Origin of the sequence: Exiguobacterium aurantiacum DSM 6208, from assembly GCF_000702585.1 — a bacterium.
In the GTDB taxonomy this organism is placed as follows: domain Bacteria; phylum Bacillota; class Bacilli; order Exiguobacteriales; family Exiguobacteriaceae; genus Exiguobacterium; species Exiguobacterium aurantiacum.
Genome location: NZ_JNIQ01000001.1, coordinates 374,019 through 395,633, shown reverse-complemented (window position 1 = coordinate 395,633; position 21,615 = coordinate 374,019). Strand labels below are relative to the sequence as shown.

Annotated in this window: 18 protein-coding genes and 2 pseudogenes; 11 read left to right on the top strand and 9 right to left on the bottom strand. The window is 53.3% G+C overall.

What is annotated here, in order from left to right; translation table 11 throughout:
- Nucleotides 1-91: 91 nt before the first annotated feature.
- On the top strand, nt 92-718 hold the full coding sequence (locus P398_RS16000) for an HNH endonuclease (protein WP_160151242.1): 627 nt from the start codon (nt 92-94) through the stop codon (nt 716-718).
- Between the two features lie 34 nt (nt 719-752).
- On the opposite strand, the gene htpG is transcribed toward P398_RS16000, so the two are convergent.
- Nucleotides 753-2,621, bottom strand: coding sequence for a molecular chaperone HtpG (gene htpG / locus P398_RS0102180; RefSeq protein WP_029333950.1), 1,869 nt, complete (start codon nt 2,619-2,621; stop codon nt 753-755).
- A 277-nt stretch (nt 2,622-2,898) separates the two neighbouring features.
- On the opposite strand from htpG, the gene gloA2 reads away from it, so the two are divergent.
- On the top strand, nt 2,899-3,279 hold the full coding sequence (gene gloA2, locus P398_RS0102175) for an SMU1112c/YaeR family gloxylase I-like metalloprotein (RefSeq protein WP_029333949.1): 381 nt from the start codon (nt 2,899-2,901) through the stop codon (nt 3,277-3,279).
- 25 nt (nt 3,280-3,304) lie between these two features.
- Here the strand turns inward: gloA2 and P398_RS0102170 are convergent, their stop codons facing one another.
- Nucleotides 3,305-3,931, bottom strand: a complete 627-nt coding sequence (locus tag P398_RS0102170; RefSeq protein ID WP_029333948.1) for a TetR/AcrR family transcriptional regulator — start codon at nt 3,929-3,931, stop codon at nt 3,305-3,307.
- A 121-nt stretch (nt 3,932-4,052) separates the two neighbouring features.
- Here P398_RS0102170 and P398_RS0102165 point away from each other — a divergent pair, with 121 nt between their 5' ends.
- Complete coding sequence (locus tag P398_RS0102165; RefSeq protein WP_029333947.1) at nt 4,053-4,802, top strand: SDR family NAD(P)-dependent oxidoreductase; 750 nt, start codon at nt 4,053-4,055, stop codon at nt 4,800-4,802.
- Nucleotides 4,803-4,909: 107 nt separating this feature from the next.
- A complete protein-coding gene (locus P398_RS0102160; protein WP_029333946.1) occupies nt 4,910-5,539 on the top strand; it encodes an immunity protein Imm33 domain-containing protein in 630 nt (209 codons plus the stop codon).
- A gap of 28 nt (nt 5,540-5,567) precedes the next feature.
- Here the strand turns inward: P398_RS0102160 and P398_RS0102155 are convergent, their stop codons facing one another.
- The gene (locus P398_RS0102155; RefSeq protein WP_024371024.1) at nt 5,568-5,894 is read right to left on the bottom strand and encodes a hypothetical protein; all 327 of its coding nucleotides are present in this window, start codon (nt 5,892-5,894) and stop codon (nt 5,568-5,570) included.
- A gap of 119 nt (nt 5,895-6,013) precedes the next feature.
- Between P398_RS0102155 and P398_RS0102150 the strand changes: the two genes are divergently transcribed.
- The gene (locus P398_RS0102150; protein WP_029333945.1) at nt 6,014-6,448 is read left to right on the top strand and encodes a hypothetical protein; all 435 of its coding nucleotides are present in this window, start codon (nt 6,014-6,016) and stop codon (nt 6,446-6,448) included.
- Nucleotides 6,449-6,775: 327 nt separating this feature from the next.
- A pseudogene (locus tag P398_RS16505) lies at nt 6,776-8,121 on the top strand (IS1182 family transposase); the annotation flags it as partial.
- 145 nt (nt 8,122-8,266) lie between these two features.
- On the opposite strand, the gene rluF reads toward P398_RS16505, so the two are convergent.
- The gene (gene rluF / locus P398_RS0102140; protein WP_029333944.1) at nt 8,267-8,977 is read right to left on the bottom strand and encodes a 23S rRNA pseudouridine(2604) synthase RluF; all 711 of its coding nucleotides are present in this window, start codon (nt 8,975-8,977) and stop codon (nt 8,267-8,269) included.
- 469 nt (nt 8,978-9,446) lie between these two features.
- On the opposite strand from rluF, the gene P398_RS0102130 reads away from it, so the two are divergent.
- The gene (locus P398_RS0102130) at nt 9,447-9,893 is read left to right on the top strand and encodes a hypothetical protein (protein ID WP_029333943.1); all 447 of its coding nucleotides are present in this window, start codon (nt 9,447-9,449) and stop codon (nt 9,891-9,893) included.
- On the opposite strand, the gene P398_RS0102125 is transcribed toward P398_RS0102130, so the two are convergent.
- Nucleotides 9,886-10,530, bottom strand: a complete 645-nt coding sequence (locus P398_RS0102125) for a C39 family peptidase (RefSeq protein WP_024371020.1) — start codon at nt 10,528-10,530, stop codon at nt 9,886-9,888. The genes P398_RS0102130 and P398_RS0102125 overlap by 8 nt on opposite strands.
- Nucleotides 10,531-10,604: 74 nt before the next feature.
- Nucleotides 10,605-11,984, bottom strand: coding sequence for a YjiH family protein (locus P398_RS0102120; RefSeq protein WP_029333942.1), 1,380 nt, complete (start codon nt 11,982-11,984; stop codon nt 10,605-10,607).
- A 270-nt stretch (nt 11,985-12,254) separates the two neighbouring features.
- On the opposite strand from P398_RS0102120, the gene P398_RS0102115 reads away from it, so the two are divergent.
- Entirely contained in the window at nt 12,255-13,247 is a 993-nt protein-coding gene (locus P398_RS0102115) for an LLM class flavin-dependent oxidoreductase (protein ID WP_024371018.1), read from the top strand.
- Between the two features lie 39 nt (nt 13,248-13,286).
- Here P398_RS0102115 and P398_RS0102110 read toward each other — a convergent pair whose 3' ends face one another.
- Nucleotides 13,287-13,598 (bottom strand): hypothetical protein, encoded by a 312-nt coding sequence (locus tag P398_RS0102110; protein WP_029333941.1) that lies wholly within the window; start codon nt 13,596-13,598, stop codon nt 13,287-13,289.
- Nucleotides 13,599-13,754: 156 nt separating this feature from the next.
- Between P398_RS0102110 and P398_RS0102105 the strand changes: the two genes are divergently transcribed.
- The 3 genes and pseudogenes from P398_RS0102105 (at nt 13,755) to P398_RS15985 (ending at nt 18,289) form a co-directional block, all read left to right on the top strand.
- The gene (locus tag P398_RS0102105; protein WP_029333940.1) at nt 13,755-16,943 is read left to right on the top strand and encodes a bifunctional diguanylate cyclase/phosphodiesterase; all 3,189 of its coding nucleotides are present in this window, start codon (nt 13,755-13,757) and stop codon (nt 16,941-16,943) included.
- A gap of 59 nt (nt 16,944-17,002) precedes the next feature.
- Nucleotides 17,003-17,852 (top strand): annotated as a pseudogene (locus P398_RS15990) (MBL fold metallo-hydrolase).
- On the top strand, nt 17,852-18,289 hold the full coding sequence (locus P398_RS15985) for a GNAT family N-acetyltransferase (RefSeq protein WP_235263294.1): 438 nt from the start codon (nt 17,852-17,854) through the stop codon (nt 18,287-18,289). The pseudogene P398_RS15990 and the gene P398_RS15985 overlap by 1 nt, the downstream one beginning before the upstream one ends.
- 29 nt (nt 18,290-18,318) lie before the next feature.
- On the opposite strand, the gene guaC is transcribed toward P398_RS15985, so the two are convergent.
- On the bottom strand, nt 18,319-19,302 hold the full coding sequence (guaC, locus tag P398_RS0102090; protein ID WP_029333938.1) for a GMP reductase: 984 nt from the start codon (nt 19,300-19,302) through the stop codon (nt 18,319-18,321).
- A gap of 198 nt (nt 19,303-19,500) precedes the next feature.
- Nucleotides 19,501-21,558, bottom strand: coding sequence for a PAS domain S-box protein (locus tag P398_RS0102085; protein ID WP_029333937.1), 2,058 nt, complete (start codon nt 21,556-21,558; stop codon nt 19,501-19,503).
- Between the last annotated feature and the right edge of the window lie 57 nt (nt 21,559-21,615).

Genomic DNA, 21,615 nt, shown 5'->3' with positions numbered 1-21,615 from the left:
AACAAAACCATAAACATAGGATGTGACATTGATGTATCTACCACCCTTACAACCTAGTGGACGAGATCGGGAGTTTAGGCAATACAGTGACTTGGAAAGATATCAAACGGTAGTGGGGCATTTGATGGATGGATTAACGCATAGAGAGATGGATGAAAGATTTTTGGGTTTGGACTCTGAAAAATCGAAGGGCTATCAATCTATGGGAATTCTGCATTACTTAGGCTTAAAGAAGCCATTTCAATCATTATTCAAGGGATTTTCATTAGAGGAAATGATTGAAGAGTTAAAGGGCCAAGAAGGCTTTGAAACTATTTTGGCTGTTTTATCAGCTATTGATATAGGCGAATATAAAGCGCTAGAAGATTTAAGGGCGGAAGAAATAGAGGAAGGAAAGGTTGTTTATGAGGGCAGAGAAAAATATTACTATGGGAAAAGGTATGAACGCGATGCCTTGAATCGGAAAAGAGCCATCGAAATTCATGGTGTGAATTGCATCGTATGTAACTTTAATTTTGAAGCGGTATATGGTGAACGTGGCAGAGATTATATTGAAATTCATCATTTGAAACCGTTGAGTACTTTAAATGAGCCTATGAGAGTTGATGCTGAAACAGATTTGGTGCCAGTCTGTTCTAACTGTCATCGGATGATTCACCGTAGAGCTGAACAAGTATTGTTACCAGATCAGCTACGGAAGCTGATGAACAACAGATAAACGAAAAAGACAGAGGTCGCCCTCTGTCTTTCACTTATTCCGCCATCAACGCACATACCGCGTTCGAATAGGCGACCGGGTCTTCAATCGGCAGCCCTTCGATGAGGAGCGCTTGTTGATAAAGCAAATCGGTATACTGTTTCGCCTTCGCCTCGTCCTCTTTGTAGACGCGCTGTAACGTCTGGAAAATGGCGTGGTCGGCGTTCACTTCGAGTACTTTCTCGGCTTTCATGCCGCCGCCGTTTGGCATCGCGTTCAAAATCTTCTCCATCTCGATCGAGACGTCACCGGCAACCGTCAAGCAGACCGGGTGCGACTTGAGTCGTGTCGACGCGCGCACTTCTTTGACGCGGTCGCCGAGTTCCTGCTTCATGAAGGCGAACAAGTCTTTGTTGTCGTCGTTCAGTGATTTGGCCTCGGCATCATCGAGACCGAGGTCACCGCTCGCGATCGATTTGAACTCTTTGTCGTCATACGACTGGAGCATCTTGATGGCGAACTCGTCGATCTCTTCTGTGAAGTAGAGGATCTCGAACCCTTCTTCTTTCAAGCGTTCCGCTTGCGGTAAGAGGTCGATGCGGTGAATCGATTCACCTGTCGCGTAGTAGATGTACTTCTGGTCTTCTTTCATACGCGCGACGTACTCATTGAGCGTGACGAGCTTCTTCTCGTTCGACGAGTGGAACAAGAGCAGGTCTTTCAACTCATCTTTGGCGGCCCCGAACTGGTCGTAGACGCCGAACTTGATTTGACGGCCGAACGATTCGAAGAACTTCTCGTAGTCCTCACGCTCGTCACGGAGCATCTTCTCGAGCATGCCTTTGATTTTCGACTTCACGTTCTTGGCGATGACGCGTAGCTGGCGGTCTTGCTGGAGCATCTCCCGGGAAATGTTGAGCGATAAGTCTTCCGAGTCGACCATCCCTTTGACGAAACCGAAATAGTCCGGGAGCAGATCAGGCGACTTCTCCATGATCAAGACGCCGTTCGAATACAGCTCGAGCCCTTTCTCGAACTCTTTCGTGTAATAGTCGAACGGAACCGTCGAGGGGATGTAGAGGATCGACTGGTACCGGATTGTGCCGTCGACGTTCAAGTGGAGGTGCTTGAGCGGCTCGTCGAAACCGTAGCGCTTCTCATGATAGAACGCCTTGTAGTCCTCGTCCGAAAGCTCGCTCTTCCGTTTGCGCCAAATCGGCACCATGCTGTTGACCGTCTCTTCTTCGACGTAATCTTCGTATTCTTCCGAGCCGTCTTTTTGACGGTGTTTCGTCACGTCGAGCTTGATCGGGTAACGGATGAAATCCGAGTGTTTCTTGATGAGCGAACGAATCTCGTATTCTTCGAGGAACGTCGAATACGTCTCGTCGTCCGTGTCGGCTTTCACGTGTAACGTGATTTCGGTCCCGACGTCGGACTTGTCCGTCGGCTCGATCGTATAGCCGTCCGTGCCTTCTGATTCCCACAAGTAGCCTTGATCGCTGTCGACCGAGCGAGTGCGTACCGTCACGCGGTCGGCGACCATGAACGCTGAGTAGAAACCGACCCCGAACTGGCCGATGAGGCTATGGTCTTCTTCCATTTTCGTTGCCTGTTTCATCGCGAGCGAGCCGCTCTTGGCGATGATCCCGAGGTTCGACTCGAGTTCTTCCGCCGTCATCCCGATTCCTGTGTCGCGGATGGTGATCGTCCGGGCGTCTTTGTCGAGCTCGACTTTGACGAAGTAGTCGTCCTTGTTGAAGTCGAGTGCCTCGTCCGAGAGGGCGCGGTAATACATCTTGTCGATGGCGTCACTCGCGTTCGAGATGAGCTCACGGAGGAAGATGTCCTTATGCGTATAGATTGAGTGGACCATCAACTCTAAAATTCGTTTCGATTCGGCTTGAAACTGTTTTTTTGTCATGATCGTTCTCCTTTATGCGTTCGATTTTGGCACTCTGTATATAAGAGTGCTAACACTATTGATTATCCTAATTTTTAGAAAGATGTCAACCCGCATCAAACAAAAGATTGACGCGGCGCGCGGAAACGGTTATTGTTGAGTACATGCGATGAGCTGGTCTATGTAAGACGGCGGACATTCCTTTTAGGAGCACGTTGTGGAGCGTGGTTCGACGCGGTAGACTTTTCGAGAGCACCTCTAGTGAGAGGTGCTCATTTTTTGTATATGGGGGATGACTATGAAGCTACATACCATCCATCACGTGGCGATTATCGCCACGAACTATGAACAGGCGAAACGGTTCTATGTCGACATCCTCGGATTCGACGTCATCCGCGAACATCATCGACCGGATAAAGGCGACCATAAGATCGACTTGCATCTTGGTGCCAATGAGCTCGAACTGTTCATCAAACCGGATAGCCCGAAGCGACCGAGCTTCCCTGAGGCGTGCGGGCTGCGCCATCTCGCCTTCAAGGTCGACGACATCGAGGCGGTCGTCGCAGAACTGAGTGCGCATGGCGTCACGACGGAACCGATTCGTCGTGACACGTTCACGGGCGAGAAGATGACGTTCTTCTTCGACCCGGACGGTCTGCCGCTCGAATTGCACGAATAAACCCCTTCAGCCGAAGGGGTTTTTATTATGGCCGTACATAAGCGAGGAGCATCTCTTTTAACACCCGCTGCTGGATGAACGGTTCGATGTCCTCTTTTAAGTAGCTGATGTGCGACTTTAAGATGATATTGTTGCCAAACGTCCCGAACGCGTTGATGATCGTGACGACAGTCGCTTTCACGTCGAGGTTGCCTCGAAGCGACCCGTCCGTCTTGCCGTCTTCGATGAGCGGTTCGAGCGTCTTCATGATCTCACGTTGCAATTCTATATAGTCGTCGATGTCCGGTAACGGACTCGTGACGAACGAGGCATAGCTTTCGAACGCCTCACGGAAGCGGGAATGGTTCGTCTGTTTCATCTGTTGCTCGAGCAAGTAATCAAGGATTGCCTCGAGTCGTGTGTAGGCGTCGCCAGGTGTCGTCGTCAATTTTTTGAATGTTTCAAGTGTCGGGGCCAAGTTGCGTACAGCCGCAGCGACGATCAGTTGGTCTTTCTTAGGGAAGTAGCGGAACAGCGTCGCGACGCCGATTTCGGCCGCATCGGCGATATCCTGCATTTGCACCCGTTCAAAACCGTCCTTTAAAAATAGGAGTTCGGCTTGCTCGATGATACGATTCAATCGTTCTTCTTTGTTTTGTTGTCGTTTGTTCATACGATCACCTCTTTGTTGTGTAGCTATTATACCGTGTCCAGGCAATTTCGTTGAGATTCAAATGTGCACCGACTAATATAGTGATAGTTAGACTATCAAATTAAAGATTGGGGATATTCACATGCGTTTACGAGGGAAAGTTGCGGTCATCACAGGGGCAGGTAGCGGTATGGGCGAATCGACGGCCAAGCTGTTCGCGAAAGAAGGGGCAACGGTCGTCGCGACTGATATCAATCTAGAGGCAGTGCAAACTGTCGTCGAGGCGATTCGGGCAGCTGACGGGGAGGCACTGGCGATTCAACACGACGTGACGTCACGTACGGATTGGGAGAACGTCTATGACGAAGTACAGGCGACATGCGGGAAGCTCGATATCCTCGTTAATAACGCCGGCATTTCCCTCGCGAAACCGTTCTTGGAACAGACGGAGGAAGACTGGGCCCGGACGTACCGGATCAACATCGATGGTGTCATGCTCGGGACGCAATATGCCATCCCGCTCATGGAAGCGAACGGTGGCGGCTCGATTGTCAACATCTCATCGATTTCGGCGCTCACAGGCATGGCCGGTGCGGGTGCCTATACGGCTTCAAAAGGCGCGGTTCGTTCTCTCACGAAAGCAGCGGCCGTGGATTATGGGAAGCAAAACATTCGGGCGAACTCGGTGCACCCGGGCTATATCGTGACGCCGATGAGCGCACCGCACATGGAGCATCCGGATTATAAACAACATTTCTTGAATCAAATCGCTTTGCCGCATCTCGGTCAGGCCGATGAAGTGGCGGCAGCCGTTCTCTTCCTCGCGTCAGACGAGGCGAACCATATCACCGGCATCGAACTTCCGGTCGACGGGGGCGTCACGGCGAAATAATAGGATTGGGGATTTAGTTCTTACAAGGACTAAATCCTTTTTTGCCTTTCGTGTGTAGCAACTCTTATACTGACTAGAGGATACGTTCACGATCAAGGAGGGGTTGGATGAATTGGTATTTAGATGACGTGCGCGAGATGCACGAGGCTGCACCGTATACGTTTTACATCCCGAGCGAAGAAGTGCTCCGTCAATTGAAAGTCGGTGACTTCGTAAAATTGATTTTCACGAACGAAGAGGCTTCGTCTGATGGCTATCGGGGTGAACGGATGTGGGTGAAAATCACAGCCATTCATGGCAATCAGTTTGAGGGTGTGCTCGACAATGAGCCATATTACTTACCAATCGAAGTCGGCACAGAACTTTCATTCGGGATGGAGCACATTTGTCAGACCGAGTATGATGAGCCAGACGGGGATAAATGGGATTATTATACGGATACGTTCGTGATTATCAGTGCGGACGTGTTGGAACGAGAAGAGTTTCATTTCATGTTGCGGGACGAGCCTGACGAGGAAGGGGATCCAGAATGGTCTTTCTTGAGCGGGTATGAGGATGATGCATATTTAAGTGATACCGAGAATTTTCTCATCGTGTCGATTGGAGTCGTGTTGAATATGGATGACTCCATCCTACCAATTCTCCAACAACCCCCGCTTTGTGCATACGAACGGGATGAGGAAGGAACGTTTCAAGAAATCCAAGACTACGATTGGGATGGCTATTTGAACGGCTAACAAAAAGGAGCGCCAGGCTCCTTTTTGTCTACTCTAAAATCCCGACGAGTTCCATGACGAGCAGGACGAACAGTCCCGAACCGAGGACGGCGGCGAAAAACACGAGCACGGCGTACTCTTTTTGTTTCAGGATGGCCCACCAACCGGTCACGAACGCCCCGAGTCCTAGCGCCGAAAACGTGGTCATGTAGCTGAGTCGAAGCATGTGTGCCGTCGTATCACTCCATAATGTCGATGTGAACGTCGTATCGAAGTTATCGAGCAACAGGAACGGCACGTACATGGCGAGGAACAAGCCGATGAGCAGGATGGACCACTTTCCGACCGAGGTGCGGGGAAACAAGGCGCCATTCATGACGATTCACCTCTTTTCCGTGCAACATCATCTGTACCTTATTTATTCCCGTTTTTAAACGAAACGATGAGTCGATTCACTGAATTGTCATGGTATAGTCAGAAAAAAGAGGTGATGGTATGGTGCGTCAATTTGAGATGGAACGAATTTGGATGGATGAGACCGAGCTGTTTTACCAAGTCAGACTCCAGCTCCACGCCTCCGTCTGTTCGAGCAGTCAAGATGTGTATATGCAGGACGAAATGCTTCAAGAATTGGTCGATGCGGTATCTCGATTCAACGACGCCTGGGGAAAAGTCTCCGTAGTCTGGCAACCGATGGGCGAAGATTCGGAGGACTTACGAATAAAGCTTACCTTCACGTTGATTGATCGGACCGGGACAATCCAAATCGACGTCCACATCCATGATGAGTGGCAACACGACCCGTTCGACCATTTCCATGCGGACTTCAAGTTCCGAACGACGATGGGCCAGCTCGATGACTTGAGCAACCAACTTAAACGTTTCATCCGTCGTGAGATTGATCATATCGAATCACTTCGGCCCGAATAAAAGTAGCCTGAGACATCTCAGGCTACTCAGATTGTTGACTAACAGAATGTTTTCGCTCCTCCTCTTGGCGCCTCCGCTTTCCTAGGGGCGAGCAGGGAGCCGCATCGCGACGTTGTCGCTGCTGGGTCTCCCTCCGCTCGCTGATCCCTCAGGAGTCTCCGGCGCCGTCGGATGAGCGTCGCGAGAGGCCGCCCCTGGGTGGCCTCTCGTCTTTTTCTGAGGCCTCGACGGCCGATAGAAAAAGCCCCCAATGCGGGCTAAAACCTCGAAAAGCGGGAACTGGTATGTATGGATTGTCACCGCCTCCGAACAGGAAGGGGAATCATCATGTACCGAGCCCATATCGCCAAACGCCATGAACCAATCCGCACCGACGCCTCGCTGGACCAACTGGTCCCGAAAGACCACCTCGTCCGCAAACTCGACCGCCACATCGACTTCTCCATCGTCCACCGGCTATGCGCGCCACTGTATTCAAACACCGGACAGCCCGGCATCGACCCCGAGATCCTCATCAAGATCATCCTGCTCGGCCCGCTGTTCAACATCCGTTCCGTGCGACAGACCATCAAGGAAATCGAGACGAACCTCGCGTACCGTTGGTTCCTCGGGCTCGGGATGGACGAGAAAATTCCCGACCATTCGACGATCAGCCAGGCCTATCGACGCCGGTTCGCCGGCACGGACGTCTTTCGACAAATCTTCGAGGACATCGTGGGCCAGGCCGAAGCCCACGGCTTCATTTCAGGGCGCATCCTGATCACCGACTCGACCCACATCCGAGCCAACGCGAACAAGAAGAAGTTCGACAAGGTCGAGGTCGAGCAGGTCGTCGGCGATGTCGAGGACGAGCTTCTCGGCCGGGTGAACGAGGAACGGGCCAAACGAGGAAAAAAGCACTGAAGCCCGCGCGACAGAAGAAGAAGCGTCGACTCATCAAGGTGAGCCGGACCGACCCTGACGCGGGCTATATGTACCGTGACCAGAAGCCGGAAGGCTTTTTCTGGCTGGTGCACCGGACGGTGGACGCCAAGCACAACCTCATCGTCGATGTGCACGTCACGCCCGGGAACGTGTCGGACAGCACCGTCTATCTTGACCGTCTCGACTATATCCTCAACCGTTTCGCCTATCCGCTCGAGGCGGTCGCGCTCGATGCCGGGTACTACACGACCGAGATCGCGAAGGCGCTCGTCGAGCGCGGCGTTTTCGGCGTCATCGCCTGGCGGCGGTTCGGTGGGAAGAAGGGGATGTTTCGAAAGACGCGGTTCACCTACCTGCCGGACGTGGACGCCTATCTGTGTCCGGCGAAACAGCACCTCACCTATAAGACGACCGACCGTCACGGCTATCACCAGTACGCGTCCAATCCTGCCATCTGTCAGAACTGCCCGCTCCTCGAGAAGTGCACGTCAAGCCGATCGCATCGGCGCGTCATCAACCGCCACATCGATGAGTCCTACCGCGAAGCGGTGAGCGATAACCGTCTGTCCGCATCGGGCAAGCACCTCTACCGTCTCCGGCCACAGACGGTGGAGCGCTCGTTCGCCGACGGGAAGGAGCTCCACGGTCTCCGCTTCACGTTCTACCGGGGGAAAGAGGCGGTGGACCGCGCCAACCTGGTGGCAGCGACCGCACAAAACATGAAGAAGCTGGCCAACCTGTTGGCCGAAAACGACCGTCTACATAGCATTTTTTCAATTTTATGTCGGGCAGAGCGCCTCGAGCTCGTTGAACACAAAAAAAGACGAACCCATTCGCCAGAAGCGAATGGGTTCGTCAACAGCCTGAGTAGCCTGAGACATCTCAGGCTACTTTTTAGTACCATTCTTTCGGTTCGTAATTCAATTCGCGGAACAACTGCTCGCGCTCTTTCTTCGAGAGATCGCGCCACTGTCCGGGCGGGAGTTTGCCGAGCGTGATGTTCATGACACGGACACGTTGAAGGCGATACACCTCGTAGCCGAGCTCTTCACACATGCGGCGGATTTGGCGGTTCAGTCCTTGCGTGAGCGTGATGTTGAAGTCGAACTTCGACAGTTGGTGCACTTTACACGGCAACGTCTTCTGGCCGAGGATTTTGACGCCGGCTTCCATCTGCTCGACGAATTCCGGTGTGATCGGTTTGTCGACCGAGACGATATACTCTTTCTCATGCTCGCCCTCTGCGCGAAGGATCTCATTGACGATATCCCCGTCGTTCGTCATCAAGATAAGCCCTTCCGAATCTTTATCGAGGCGACCGATGTTGAAGATGCGGAGCGGGTGGTTGACGAGGTCGACCAAGTTCCCTTTTACTTTCTTCTCGGTCGTGCTCGTGATGCCGACCGGCTTATGGACGGCGATATAGACGTTGTTGCGGGCGACACGGGCGACCGATCCGTTGACGAGCACTTCATCCCCGGGCTTCACTTGGTCGCCGATTTTCGCTTTCTTTCCGTTGATGGTGACGCGTCCCTCTTCGACGAGACGGTCGGCTTGGCGACGGGACGCCTTGCCGGATTCACTGATGAATTTATTGATACGCATCGATTCACGTCCTTTACTTGGCTTCGTCCTCTCACTATAACGTATTTTACATATGGCTGAAAGCGGGAAACGAACGGAGAGAAAGGATGTGACACGATGGAGACGGCACGAGATCTATTAAAAGACGCGATTCGGTTTCAAGAATGGCTCATGACGTCGTCCTTTCAAGAGGAGCTGATCGATGGGGCATCGCCAATTCTCTGGTATGGTAGGCCAGGTCAAAATCAATGGCTAACCATCGGGACGAATCCATCGCGAGGCGAGTTTTTTTGAACGGAACGGCACCGTCAGAAGAGGGGACGCGCAGAAGTTCTATTGGCGTGGCCGATTCTTTGAGACGTATCGACAGGACGAAACGGCGCTCGAGGCGACACTCGACTACGCAGCGTCCTATTTCGAGGCCGAACGGGCGACGACGAGCTGGTTCGGCAAGCCGGGCGGGGCGAAGCTTGAAGCGCTCCTTGAAGGGATGGACCGATCATTTTACGACGGGTCCGCCATTCATATCGATTTTTTCAAATACGCGACATATCGACAAATGGGACAGATTCGAGACGGGCGTCGCTGGATGGAACATCCCGATTCGCTTGCACTCCTAGAACGGACGATTCGTCACATCCGACCAGAACGTATACTCGTGCTCGGTCGCGACAACTGCGTGGCCATGAGAGGATTTACCGAAAAACGGACAATTGCAGACTATCCGAGCGCGGTCTACGAGCTCGGCTTTCACCTAGCGGGCATTCCGATGGTCGGCCTGCGCTTCAAACCGTCCGAAGTGTTCGTCGGCCTCGGAAACGGCGTCGACTTGAACGGGTTGCATCACGGGTCGTACGCGAAGCGGGGGCATTTGCTGCGAATCGGGGCATACTTACGTCACGAGATGGACCGATTCTTTTCACAACGCCTCATTTAGCGGGCGGGTGGACGCGCGTGATGCTGCCCCAAAAGTTGAACTCGTTGAAATCGATGTAACGGATATCTTCGGATCGGTTGTCGAGCACCTCGAGCAAGACGACGTCAGCGTAGCCGGGCTTTTTATAGATGATATAGCCGATCCCTGTGACCGAATGATTTTTATAGAACCCGTTCGCCATGTTCAAGATGAACGGACGATTGGCGAGGAGCTCGCGCTCGAACGTCGACCATTTCCATAAATAGCGGGAACTGCCCCGCCCGGTGTAGCCGTATCGTTCCCACAGTTTCGTCACGATCGTACCGATACGCGTTGGCGGTGTACCTTTCTCGTCTTTGAACTGATGTCCGACGGCGATGTCGCGGGCATCTTGTTGGATCACGAACACGTCCTCGGGGATGTTGGGATAACCGTGGTCCCGGTAATAGCGGAAGATTGCCGTGATCGAGGTAAGGGTGCAGTTATTTTTACCGCCGTTGAACGTGCGTTGCAACAGAGCCGGTACCCCATCGATTCGTTTCTCTTCTTTCACGGTCCAATGGCCGTGATAACGGTCATCTACATAAACTTGTGGGTTAACGATGCCTGCATAGCCTTTCTTTGCGGTTTCCAATTGTCCGGCAAAGTGCTCTTCCACGGTCAATCCCTCCTTTTCTTTCATTATACAAACAACGCCTCTTCCCAGGAAATACGAGAAGAGGCGTTCTGTCGTCAAAAGACCAAATGGGCGATCCCGACGATGATCGGGAGCGTGATGAACGTCCGGAGCAAGAAGATGAGGACGAGGTCGACGAATGAGATCGGAAGTTTTGAACCGAGGAGCAATCCACCGACTTCCGACATGAAGATGAGCTGTGTGACCGAAACGGTCGCGATGATGAAACGAGTCATCTCGCTCTCGATGCCGCTGCCGAGGACGGCCGGCAAGAACATGTCGGCGAAACCGACGACCATCGTCTGGGCGGCGGCTTCCGCTTCCGGTACTTGGAGCAACATCAAAATCGGTTCGAACGGTTTACCGAGAATCGTGAAGAGCGGCGTATACTCCGCGATGACGAGTGCGATCGTTCCGACGGCCATGACGATCGGCAAGATGCCAAGCCACATGTCGAGCACGTTTTGGAAACCGTCTTTCAGCGTGGCGATGAAGCTCTTGCTTGAGCGGGACTTGAGCAACGCTTGACGAAGTGCCCATTTTGGCATCGAGACGTTTGCCGGGACAGGCTCTTCCGGTTTCAGCTCGGTCTCTTCGTAAGGTGTGTCCGCCTTCTTCGACAATGGATAGATACGCGGCATGATGAGCGCTGCGACGACACCGGATACGACGATGGCGCCGTAATACTGCAAGAAGTAGGCGTCGAGTTCCATGTACGACAAGATGACGATCGTGAACGTGATCGAGACGACCGAGAACGTCGTGGCGATGACGGCGGCTTCCCGCTTCGTATAGTAGCCGTTCTCATATTGTTTCGTCGTCAACAGGATCCCGATCGTCGCATCCCCGACCCAAGACGCGAGCGAGTCGAGCGAAGCGCGGCCCGGCAGTTTGAAGAGCGGGCGCATCACTTTGATAAGCATCGTCCCAACGAACTCGAGCAGACCGAAGTTCAAAAGGAGCGGGAGCAACATCCCGGCCAATAAGAATGTCGCGAACAAGATAGGAATCAAGTCATACAGCAATAGTCCGCCCGTGTATTCGGACGTGATCATCTCCGGACCGATGACGAGCAGCGTCATCACCCCGGCGATGAAACCGACGACCCGCATCCCGAACCAGAACGGTGTGATGTTTAACAATGAATTGAAGTGCGGCCGTTCGAGGACGAACGCCGGTTTGGCCATATACGTCCAAAGTGAGCCGAGCACCGAGATGCCCATCATGATGACGGCGAGTGTCGGTACGACACCGCCGATCAAGTCGATCAGCTGATTGGATAAGAAGGCGACCGGGATCGTGAATCCGTCATCGGTCGGGATCGGCACGATGAAGAACATGAGACCGATCAAAGATGGAATTAAAAATTTCAAAAAATCATTGGACGTGAATGACGAGGTTCCGTCCTGGCCAGGCCTGTTTGGTGGCTGATTCATGTTGTTTACCCCTTTTCCCCGAGAGTATTGTGGACCGCTCACGTGTCCCCATCACGCGTTCGGCGACTTGTTATGAAGGAATAACGTCTTCTCATTCATTATAGAGAAGGGGAAGCTGCACAAGCAATAACTCGTTGCAATTTTCTGAAAAAAGAACGTTGTCTTTTTGAGCGTCCGACTCGTATTCTTTTCCACACTTTAGTATGATGACGGCGAGTCTTATAAATTCGAGATATTCACCATATATACTATAGAAGTGGAGAGATGGACATGAGATTAAGTGTACTCGATCAAGCACCGGTCACGTCCGGGCATACGTCAGAACATGCCCTAGAAAGCGCGGTCGAGCTCGCGCAAGTAGCAGAAGAGCTCGGTTATCACCGGATGTGGATGGCCGAACATCACGGCGGCATGTCGTTTGCGAGTTCGGCACCGGAAGTGATCAGCGCCTATATCGCGGCCAAGACGGAGCGGATTCGGCTCGGTTCGGGCGGAATCATGATGATGCATTACTCACCGCTCAAGATGGCCGAAGTGTTCAAGACGTTGAGTGCGCTCGCGCCAGGACGCATCGACTTTGGCGTCGGACGGGCGCCGGGTGGAGATGCCAACGCCATCTACGCCATGTCGCAAGGCCAGAAGCCGATGATGGACGGGCTATACGAAAAACTTGAGACGACGCTTCAGCTCATCAACGACGAGACGCCGGAAGAGCGCTGGTATAAACACACACCGGCTGCGCCGACCGGTGTGATTCGTCCTGAGGCTTGGCTGCTCGGGTCGAGCGGGAACAGTGCCGTCCAAGCCGGGCGGATGGGCGTCGGCTATTCGTTCGCCCAATTCTTCAACGGAGAATTGAGCACCGATGCACTGGATGCGTACCGGCACAATTTCCGTCCGTCAGCGTTCATGGAGAAACCGGACATCAACGTGACGTATCTCGTCACGACGGCCGAGACGGAGGAAGAAGCGGAATATTTGGCCCGTCCGTCTGACCTGTCTCGCTTGTTCTTGATGCGCGGTCAGCTTCGTCAACTGTTAAGTCCGGAGGCGGCGCACGAGTATCCGCTCACCGAAGTCGACAAAATTCACATCGCCAACAACCGGGCGATTCACCTCGTCGGGACGCCGAAGCAGATCGCGACTCAGCTTCAAGAAGAAGCGGAGCGCTATGGATTCGATGAGGCGATGATTTGCAGCATTCAACACCAACAGTCCGACCGGTTGAACGTCTACCGCCTGCTCGCGAACGAATTACTCTGACGAAACGCTCCTTCTCACATCGGGAAGGAGCGTTTTGAGTTAGCGGAACAGTTGCATGAGCACGAACAAAGCGACGAGCCCCCCGAGCGACGCGGTGAAAAAGACGGCGACCGAACGCTCTTGATTGCGAAGGGTCGTGTACAAACCGACGACGAAAGCGCCGAGTGCGGCAGCTAAAGCCGCCATCGACACGATGGTCGCCCACGTGTTGTCGAAAAGCGCATTGAAGTTGAACGGTTGGCCTGACTGGACGATGAGGGCAGAGGCGATCAAGAGAAGAAACACGGCGAGCAACAATCCGACCGACCATTTGCCGGGACGGGTCTGTGGATAGACGTTTCGACTGAGCATGATGGTTCACCTCGCTTCAGGACTAGATTCATTACTCTTTACCCGATTTTCGGGGAAAACGTTGAAAAACGTTTCCCCTTTTTTGAAATGGTTTTGTGAACAAAACGAGTTAAAAGTTCTACACTAGAGGAAACAGACATTGCTTGGAGGTACAGTATGCAACAGATGAAGGCCGACCCGCATTATTTATTCGATGTATTCGTTCGTTTGTATCGCATGGTCTTTTTAATGGAAGTGACGCCAGTCGGATATCGTTATGTCCGTGTCAGTGAGCAAGGGAAGCTCGCCTCGATGCTACCAGACGATGTGGCCGGCAGCTACTTGCACGAGATGTACCCGGCCGACGTCGCGGATGAACTGATCGCGCAATACGATGCGGTGACCGTCACACGTGAACCGGTTTATTTCATGTCGAAGATGAACATCGATTCGAACACGGCCCGTTTCGCCTCATCTGTCCTCATGCCGCTCGAAGACATACACGGCGAGGTTCGTTACGTCCTCGGTTTGACGACCGATTTGTCGGAAGAAGCGGAGATGAAGCTATTGTCGAGTATCGAGCACATCGATTATTTGACGGGAATGCCGAACTTGATGAAAGTGAAGCTCGAGCTCGAGAAACTGTTCACACAGGAGAACGGACGTGAACTGACGAGCATCATCCGGCTTCATATCAACCGCTTCAAAATCGTGCTCTCGCTCCAAGGGATTGAACAGTCGCATCAACTCATCAAAGACATGACACGCCGTCTGTCGGATATGCTTCCCGTAGGATCGATCATCGGGCGGGTCGACGGGGAAGACTTCATCGTCGTGCTGCCGCACACGCCGATTGAGACGGCTTACCATCACGGAGAGCGTTTGCTCGCCGCCATCGCGGACTACACGTACGAGGTGGCCGAGACCGAGTTCGCGCTTTCAGGTTGCATCGGGCTCAGTGCCGGATATGAGAATGCCGACCGTGTGATCATGAACGCGTCGACGGCACTGCTTGAGGCGAGACAAGCAGGCAAACAAATGATTCGGGTGTATGAGAAAGACGATTACGTCCAACATTATATCGACGAGATGACGATCGAGATGGAGCTCGTCAAAGGATTGAAAGCGAACGAGTTGAGTGTCGTCTATCAACCGCGTGTCAGTTGTCATGACGGGACGATCCATTTTGAGGCGCTCGTAAGGTGGCGTAGTGCCGCCCTCGGGAACGTCTCACCGGAAACGTTCATCCGCATCGCTGAAAAATCGCTCTTGATCGAGGACGTGACAGGCTTCGTCATCGGACAAGTTTGCCGGGATATGATTGAACAGCCGGACATATTCAACGGTCGCCGTGTCGCGATCAACATCTCTCCGGTCGTCTTCCGTCAAACGTACATGCGTGACGTCTTGACTGTTTTGACGTCGCACGGCCTGACATCGGATCAATTCGAGTTTGAGATCACGGAGCATACGCTCATGCAGGAGCCGCTCGTCGGCATTCAGACGGTCGATTATTTGAAGACGAAAGGGTTCCGCATCCTCATCGATGATTTTGGCGTCAGTTATTCGTCGCTCAACTATTTAAAAATGTTTGATATCGATGGGATCGAAATCGACCGCTCGTTCATCAGTCAGCTCGATAAGGACAACGGCTTAAAAGAGTACGAGATCGTCAAACTGATCATCTCGCTCGCTAAAAAGTTGAACCTCGAAGTCACGGCCGAAGGTGTGGAGACGGAAGAACAGTATCGTGCCATCGAGCGGCTCGGATGTGACGAGGTGCAAGGTTATTTCTTCAGTCGGCCACTGGCGCGATCAGACGTCCAAGCCGCGCTCGACGCACTCGAGCACCATTTCGCTCTGTTGCGTCACGACGCATCAGAACGTCAGGAGGCAATCACTTCGCTCGACGAGAGTGAGGCGGAACGGTTGAAGGCGGTCCTTCGTCTTGAGATCCTGCATTCACCTCGGGAAGAACGTTACGACCGCATCAGCCGACTCGTGGCGAGAACGTTCGATATGCCGGTCGCCCTCATCTCGATTTTGACGACGGACCAACAGTGGATCAAGTCGTGCCAAGGGGCGGCCCTTGATCGGCTGCACGTCGATCGCAAGTTCACGCTCTGCGACCGCGTCGTGCTCGGGAAAGAAGCGCTCGTCATCGAGGACGTCGAGTCAGCCGAATCATCGGATGATAATCCGCTTCTTGAAGGCGTCGGGTTTTACGCCGGGGTGCCGCTCATTACACGAAGCGGTCACGCCATCGGAACGCTCTGCGTCACGGATCAGGTGGCGCGCACGTTTGACAGGGAGGCGCTGCGGACACTTGAGGATTTCGCACGCTGGGTGATGGCTGAAATTGAGCTGACGGAACAGACGAGGGCGGAGACACGGCGTCAACAGACGCTCGAATCGCTTTACGAAGTGACCGCGCTCCATGCACCGTTCCCGGAAAAGCTGAAGCGGATTCAAGCGTTGTTGCGGGAATGGATCGGTTATTCCCATGCCGTCGCGTTTACAGTGGAGAGCGGCTATCACATCCTTTCGTCAGACGGGGACACGTTACTCGAATGGACCGACGAACGTCTCCATCAAGTCGAGGAGCTCGTAAAAAACGGGCATCAAAAGTTAGGACGCGCCGAGCTCGTCATCGATGGCGTCGAACTCTCCGCGATGATCAGCGTGCCGCTTATGAACGAAGGGAAGACGTTCGGGTGGTTCGTCTTTCTTACCGAGCAAGGAAGCCTTGAGGACGTCATCGATCAAGTCGCAAGGCAAGAGATGACGGACACGATCTTGCTCGTGACGCGTTGGATGGAGAACGAGATTCGACGCGAACGCAAGCACCAGGAAGTCATCGAACTCATCACGAAGGACGGATTGACGAAGCTCGGAAACCGGCATTCACTCATGGCGGATCTGCGTCAAAAAATGAACCGCAAGCAGGCCGTCGCGCTTCTGTTCATCGATTTGGACGACTTTAAGCGGATCAACGACACGCATGGGCATCTCATCGGGGATGAAGTGCTCGTCGAGACGGCGAAACGGATCCGTTCGTTCAGTCGTTTCCATGACGGCAAGGCGTATCGCTTTGCCGGCGATGAATTTTTGATCGTCATCGAGGGAGAAAAGGAATCGCTAGAGAATGAGGTGTTTGAACAGTTGACCGCTTTGATTTCCCAGGAAATATTGGTCGGGGACGAACTTTCCCTCCGCTTGTCGGCGAGTATCGGGGTCGCTTATTCATCGGCAGAACTCTCGTCGCTCGATGCGCTCATCCATCACTCGGATGCGGCGATGTATGTCGCCAAAAATTGTGGGGGCGATGGGTTTTACGTGTATGATTCATTTCAAGAGTACGACTGAGCGGACCGGCAGGCGAACGCCTGTCTGAACTGGTCCGACGAGTGAGGAGAGGATTTGATTTGCAGAAGTTAGAGAGACATTCGCCGCGTTTTTGGTATATGACACCTGTCGCGGAGACCGATCGGCCGATTTTAGGAGTCGTCGTCGGTGATACGCACACGTTGTTGATTGATGCCGGAAACTCTGAGTCCCATACGAACACGTTGCTAGACGCCTTGGCCGAGAATGGGCTAGATCGTCCGACGATCGTCGCGTTGACACATTGGCATTGGGATCATATTTTCGGACTTTCGGCGTTGCCTTGGACCGTCTCGATCGCGAGTGTGGAAACGAAGAACAAAATGCAGCGGCTACTGCCGTATGAGTGGGATGATGCGTCGCTCGATGAACGCGTCGAGAGCGGGATTGAGATCCCGTTCTGTGCTGATTGAGTTCGGGGAGGCACGCACGATGCGCGTTGTCATGCCGACTTTGACGTTCGACGATTCGCTCACACTCGACCTTGGCGGCGTGCACGTCATGTTGAAGCATGTCGGCGGCGATCATTCACCTGATGCTGTCGTCGCGTATATCCCGGAAGAGAAAGTGTTGTTCCTGGGAGATGCGCTCTATGCCAATCTATACGCACCGTCCTGGCGGATGACAGCGGACGAGACGCTCCGGCTGCTCGCCTTGTTGGACATGTTTGACGCGGATGCGTACGTGTGGTCGCACGGCCGCGTCGTCTCACGTCCAGAATATGAGAAAGATCGTGATGTGTTGCGCGCGTTGGCGACGATCACGCTAGATTTCCCAGGAAATAAAAAAGCGATAACGGCTCAATACGAACGCCTGACAGGTCGTGCTGTCGAGGAAGAAGAAGCGGAACTCATCACGTTCTTTGTGAACGGTTCAAGGAGGGACACATGATGGAAATCGAGCAGGTCGTGGTGGAAGATGAGTCATTCCAACAGTTGTTGACGGAGCGTCTGCGCGCCTTCAACGACACGCACTCGGTCCATCATCGAGCTATTCGGAATGCCGACGTCCCGGTCGTGCAATTCAAAGTGGAGCAAAACGGTGAAGTGATCGCCGGGTTGTTCGGAAGCGTCTATTGGGGCTGGTTCGACCTCGACCGGCTGTGGGTCGACTCGGCTCACACCGGTACGGGTCTTGGATCACGGTTGCTCGAGGCGGGGGAACGTGAGGTGATTGCCCTCGGTGCGACCCGAGTGAAGCTGACGACGTTTTCATTTCAGGCGAGAACGTTTTACGAACGCTTCGGCTACGAGGTGGCAGGTGTCCTCCGTGACTATCCGCCCGGTTCGGATTACTTCATGATGACGAAGCAGCTAACGGATGATTGAAAAAAGGCGACTCACGCGAGTCGCCTTTTTCAATATACTTTATCCCCGTTAAAGATTGAGTTTTTCACCATGACGTAATCGACAGTGCGCAACGCATCAAGATTGTCCCCACCCGAGTATGAGATGGCCGATTGGAGGTCTTGCTCCATCTCGGTCAACGTGTCCTGAAGCGCCCCTTTATGCTCCACGAACACTTTCTTGCCTTCGACGTTCTTCCGTTCCCCTTTTTGGAATTCAGATGCCGATCCGAAATACTCTTTAAGCAGCTTCCCGTCCTGCTCAAACGTCTCTCCCGGAGATTCGTCGTGACCGGCGAACAGTGAACCGATCATGACCATCGAGGCGCCGAAGCGAATCGATTTGGCGATGTCCCCATGCGTGCGAATGCCCCCATCCGCAATGATCGGCTTTGTTGCCGCCTTGGCGCACCAGCGGAGGGCGGCGAGTTGCCACCCGCCCGTCCCGAAACCGGTCTTGATTTTCGTGATGCATACTTTTCCTGGCCCAATCCCGACTTTCGTCGCGTCGGCCCCTGCATGCTCGAGTTCGCGAACCGCTTCCGGCGTCCCGACGTTCCCGGCGATGACGAACGATTGTGGCAGATGGTGTTTAATATGCTGAATCATCCGGATGACCGCGTTCGAATGCCCGTGGGCGATATCGATCGTGATGAACTCTGGCGTATGACCGGATTGAGCGAGCATCTCGATGAATCGATACTCGTCCTCTTTCACACCGACGCTGATCGAGGCGTAAAGACCGCGTCCGTGCATGTCTTCGATGAAGCGAAGCCGAGAGTCTGGGTTGAAACGATGCATGATATAGAAATAGCCGTTCTCTGCGAGCGACAACGCCACGTTCTCATCGACGATCGTCTGCATGTTTGCTGGAACGACCGGAAGGCGGAACGTGAACCCGCCGAGCGTCACGCTCGTGTCACATTCCGACCGGCTATCGACGACACATTTTGCGGGAATCAATTGAATATCTTCATAGTCAAACACTTTATCCATAGTCTAACACCCCTATTTACGAACATTTTAATTGATGATGTTGGAAATACTTCGTCCATTCGGTAATGTAACGCAAATATCTCATAAAGTCAAAGGGTTAGAGCAATAAAGTTCGATTTTTCTTTATATTTAACCTTAATAAAGATTTAATGTTCGTGTTTCAGTCGATAACTTAAATGTTTCACGTGAAAAGACCGCTCATAGGCGGTCTTGGAACAACGTATAGCGGTTTCTGCCGTTCGATTTGGCCTCGTACAAGGCGAGATCAGCTTGTTTCAATAATTGTTTCGGGGTCACCCCCATATCGCAACAGGCGATCCCGATGCTCGACGTCGTCACGAATGTATGCCCCTCGATGCGCCAAGGCTGCTTGAGTGAAGTCAGTAGCTTTTCAGCAACCCGGTGCGGTGCGACATGATCGTTATAGCGAATCAACACGGCGAACTCGTCTCCCCCAAAACGCGCGACGACGTCTTGCTTGCGGAGGGCGGTTTTCAGGCGAGAAGCGAATTGGCGCAACAGTTCATCGCCGACATCATGGCCGAGGGTGTCATTGATTTGTTTGAAACGGTCGAGATCGAGCGAAAGGATCGCGAGCGCCTCTGTCTCCTCTTCGATCCGTGCGAGGGACTCCTCGAGATAAGCGAGGAAGTAACGGCGGTTCGGCAAGTCCGTCAACGTATCGTGGTAAGCCAAGTGGCGTAACTGCTTCTCCACGACCTTGCGCTGCATGATCTCCCGGGTGACCGTCAAATAGTGAAGCAATTTGCCATCCTCGCTATAAATCGCTTGAATCTTCGTCTCGAGCCAAATCCAACGACCGTCGTCATGGGCGTGACGAAATTCGAGCGTGAGCGGCTCGCTCCCATGCGCTGACGCGTGGAGTTGTAGGCGTGTCAGTTCGACGTCGCGAGGATGGATGAAGTCCAGCGTATTCTTCCCTTCGTAGAACGATGGGGGATAGCCGAGCACGTGGAGGTGGGACGGACTCGCATAACGGACCGTTCCGTCCGACTCGAGCATACAGACGAGGTCGCTCATATTCTCGGTGATCAACCGGTAGCGCATCTCGCTCTGACGGAGCGCTTGTTCAATGTCCCGTTTCTCCGTGACGTCGCGAAGGACGCTCAAGATGGCAGCTGTCCCTTCGTAGTCGATGACGAGGCTGGCGACGTCCATACGAAAACTTCGTCCATCGCGGGACGTGACGACGAGTTCCATCTCATGTACCGCGTCATCAAGACGCATCGAGGCGAGTCGCTCGGCAGCCGCCTCATGATACTCCGGCGCAATGAACGTGAAGATGGACATGCCTGTGATCGTGGATTCACCGATCGTCTCGAGCGCTAACGTATTGGCGTACACGATTTCCCCTTCCCGATGGACGATGATCCCTTCAGGAATCGTCTCGATCAATTGACGGTAACGTCGTTCACTCTCTTGAGTCGCTCGTTCCGCATTTTTCTCGGGTGTTTGGTCGATGATGATGGCGAACAGCCCGTTGATGTGACCACCGACCTCGATCGGGATATTCAGGATCGCCAGGTCGAGTGGCGTCCCCGACCGTCGGTGTCCCCGAATCTTATACTTGTGCGGTGATCCTGCCATGGCGTGCTCAAGCCCGGCTTGAACGGTATCACGTTCGGACGGGTCGACACAGTCGATGAATGAATGGTCAATCAAATCGGCCTCGGCATAACCGGTGATGGTCGTCACGGCCGGGTTGAGCGACTTGATGCGAAACTGATGGTCGAGGACGAAAATCCCGTGCGGGGAGTATCGTCGAAGTGATTCGTGTTGGTCATATAAGATGGTCAGTTCGAGCTCTCGGCGTTTTCGTTCCGTCACTTCCCGGACGACGGAAATGACGTGGGTGCACGTATCTCCCTCAAAGACGGGCGTCACTTCCGACTCGAAGTAATGAAGCGGCAGCGAAAGGACGTCTGTCGCTTCGAGCGTATCCGTAAAGAACGAATCGGCGAGACGATAGTCCTCAAAGACGACACTCTTTCGATCACGGACCGCTTCGTCGTAATGTCGTCTAATCAACAGCGCCGTCTCGGGCGGGACCAAATCCTCGATGCTTTTCCCGAGGTCGTCTTCTTTCCAACCGATGGCGCGTTGCCCTGGTTCGTTGACGAAGGCGTACCGATACGTCGGACCGTCGACTTCCATGAAGAACACGTAATCTGAAATTTTATCGAACGTTCGGAGCAAGGCGGCATAATGTTTATAAATCGTCTGGTCAGCGTGCATAATGTCCCTCATTTCAATCCAAAGCGTTTTGACACGTCATTTTTATATTACCGTAAC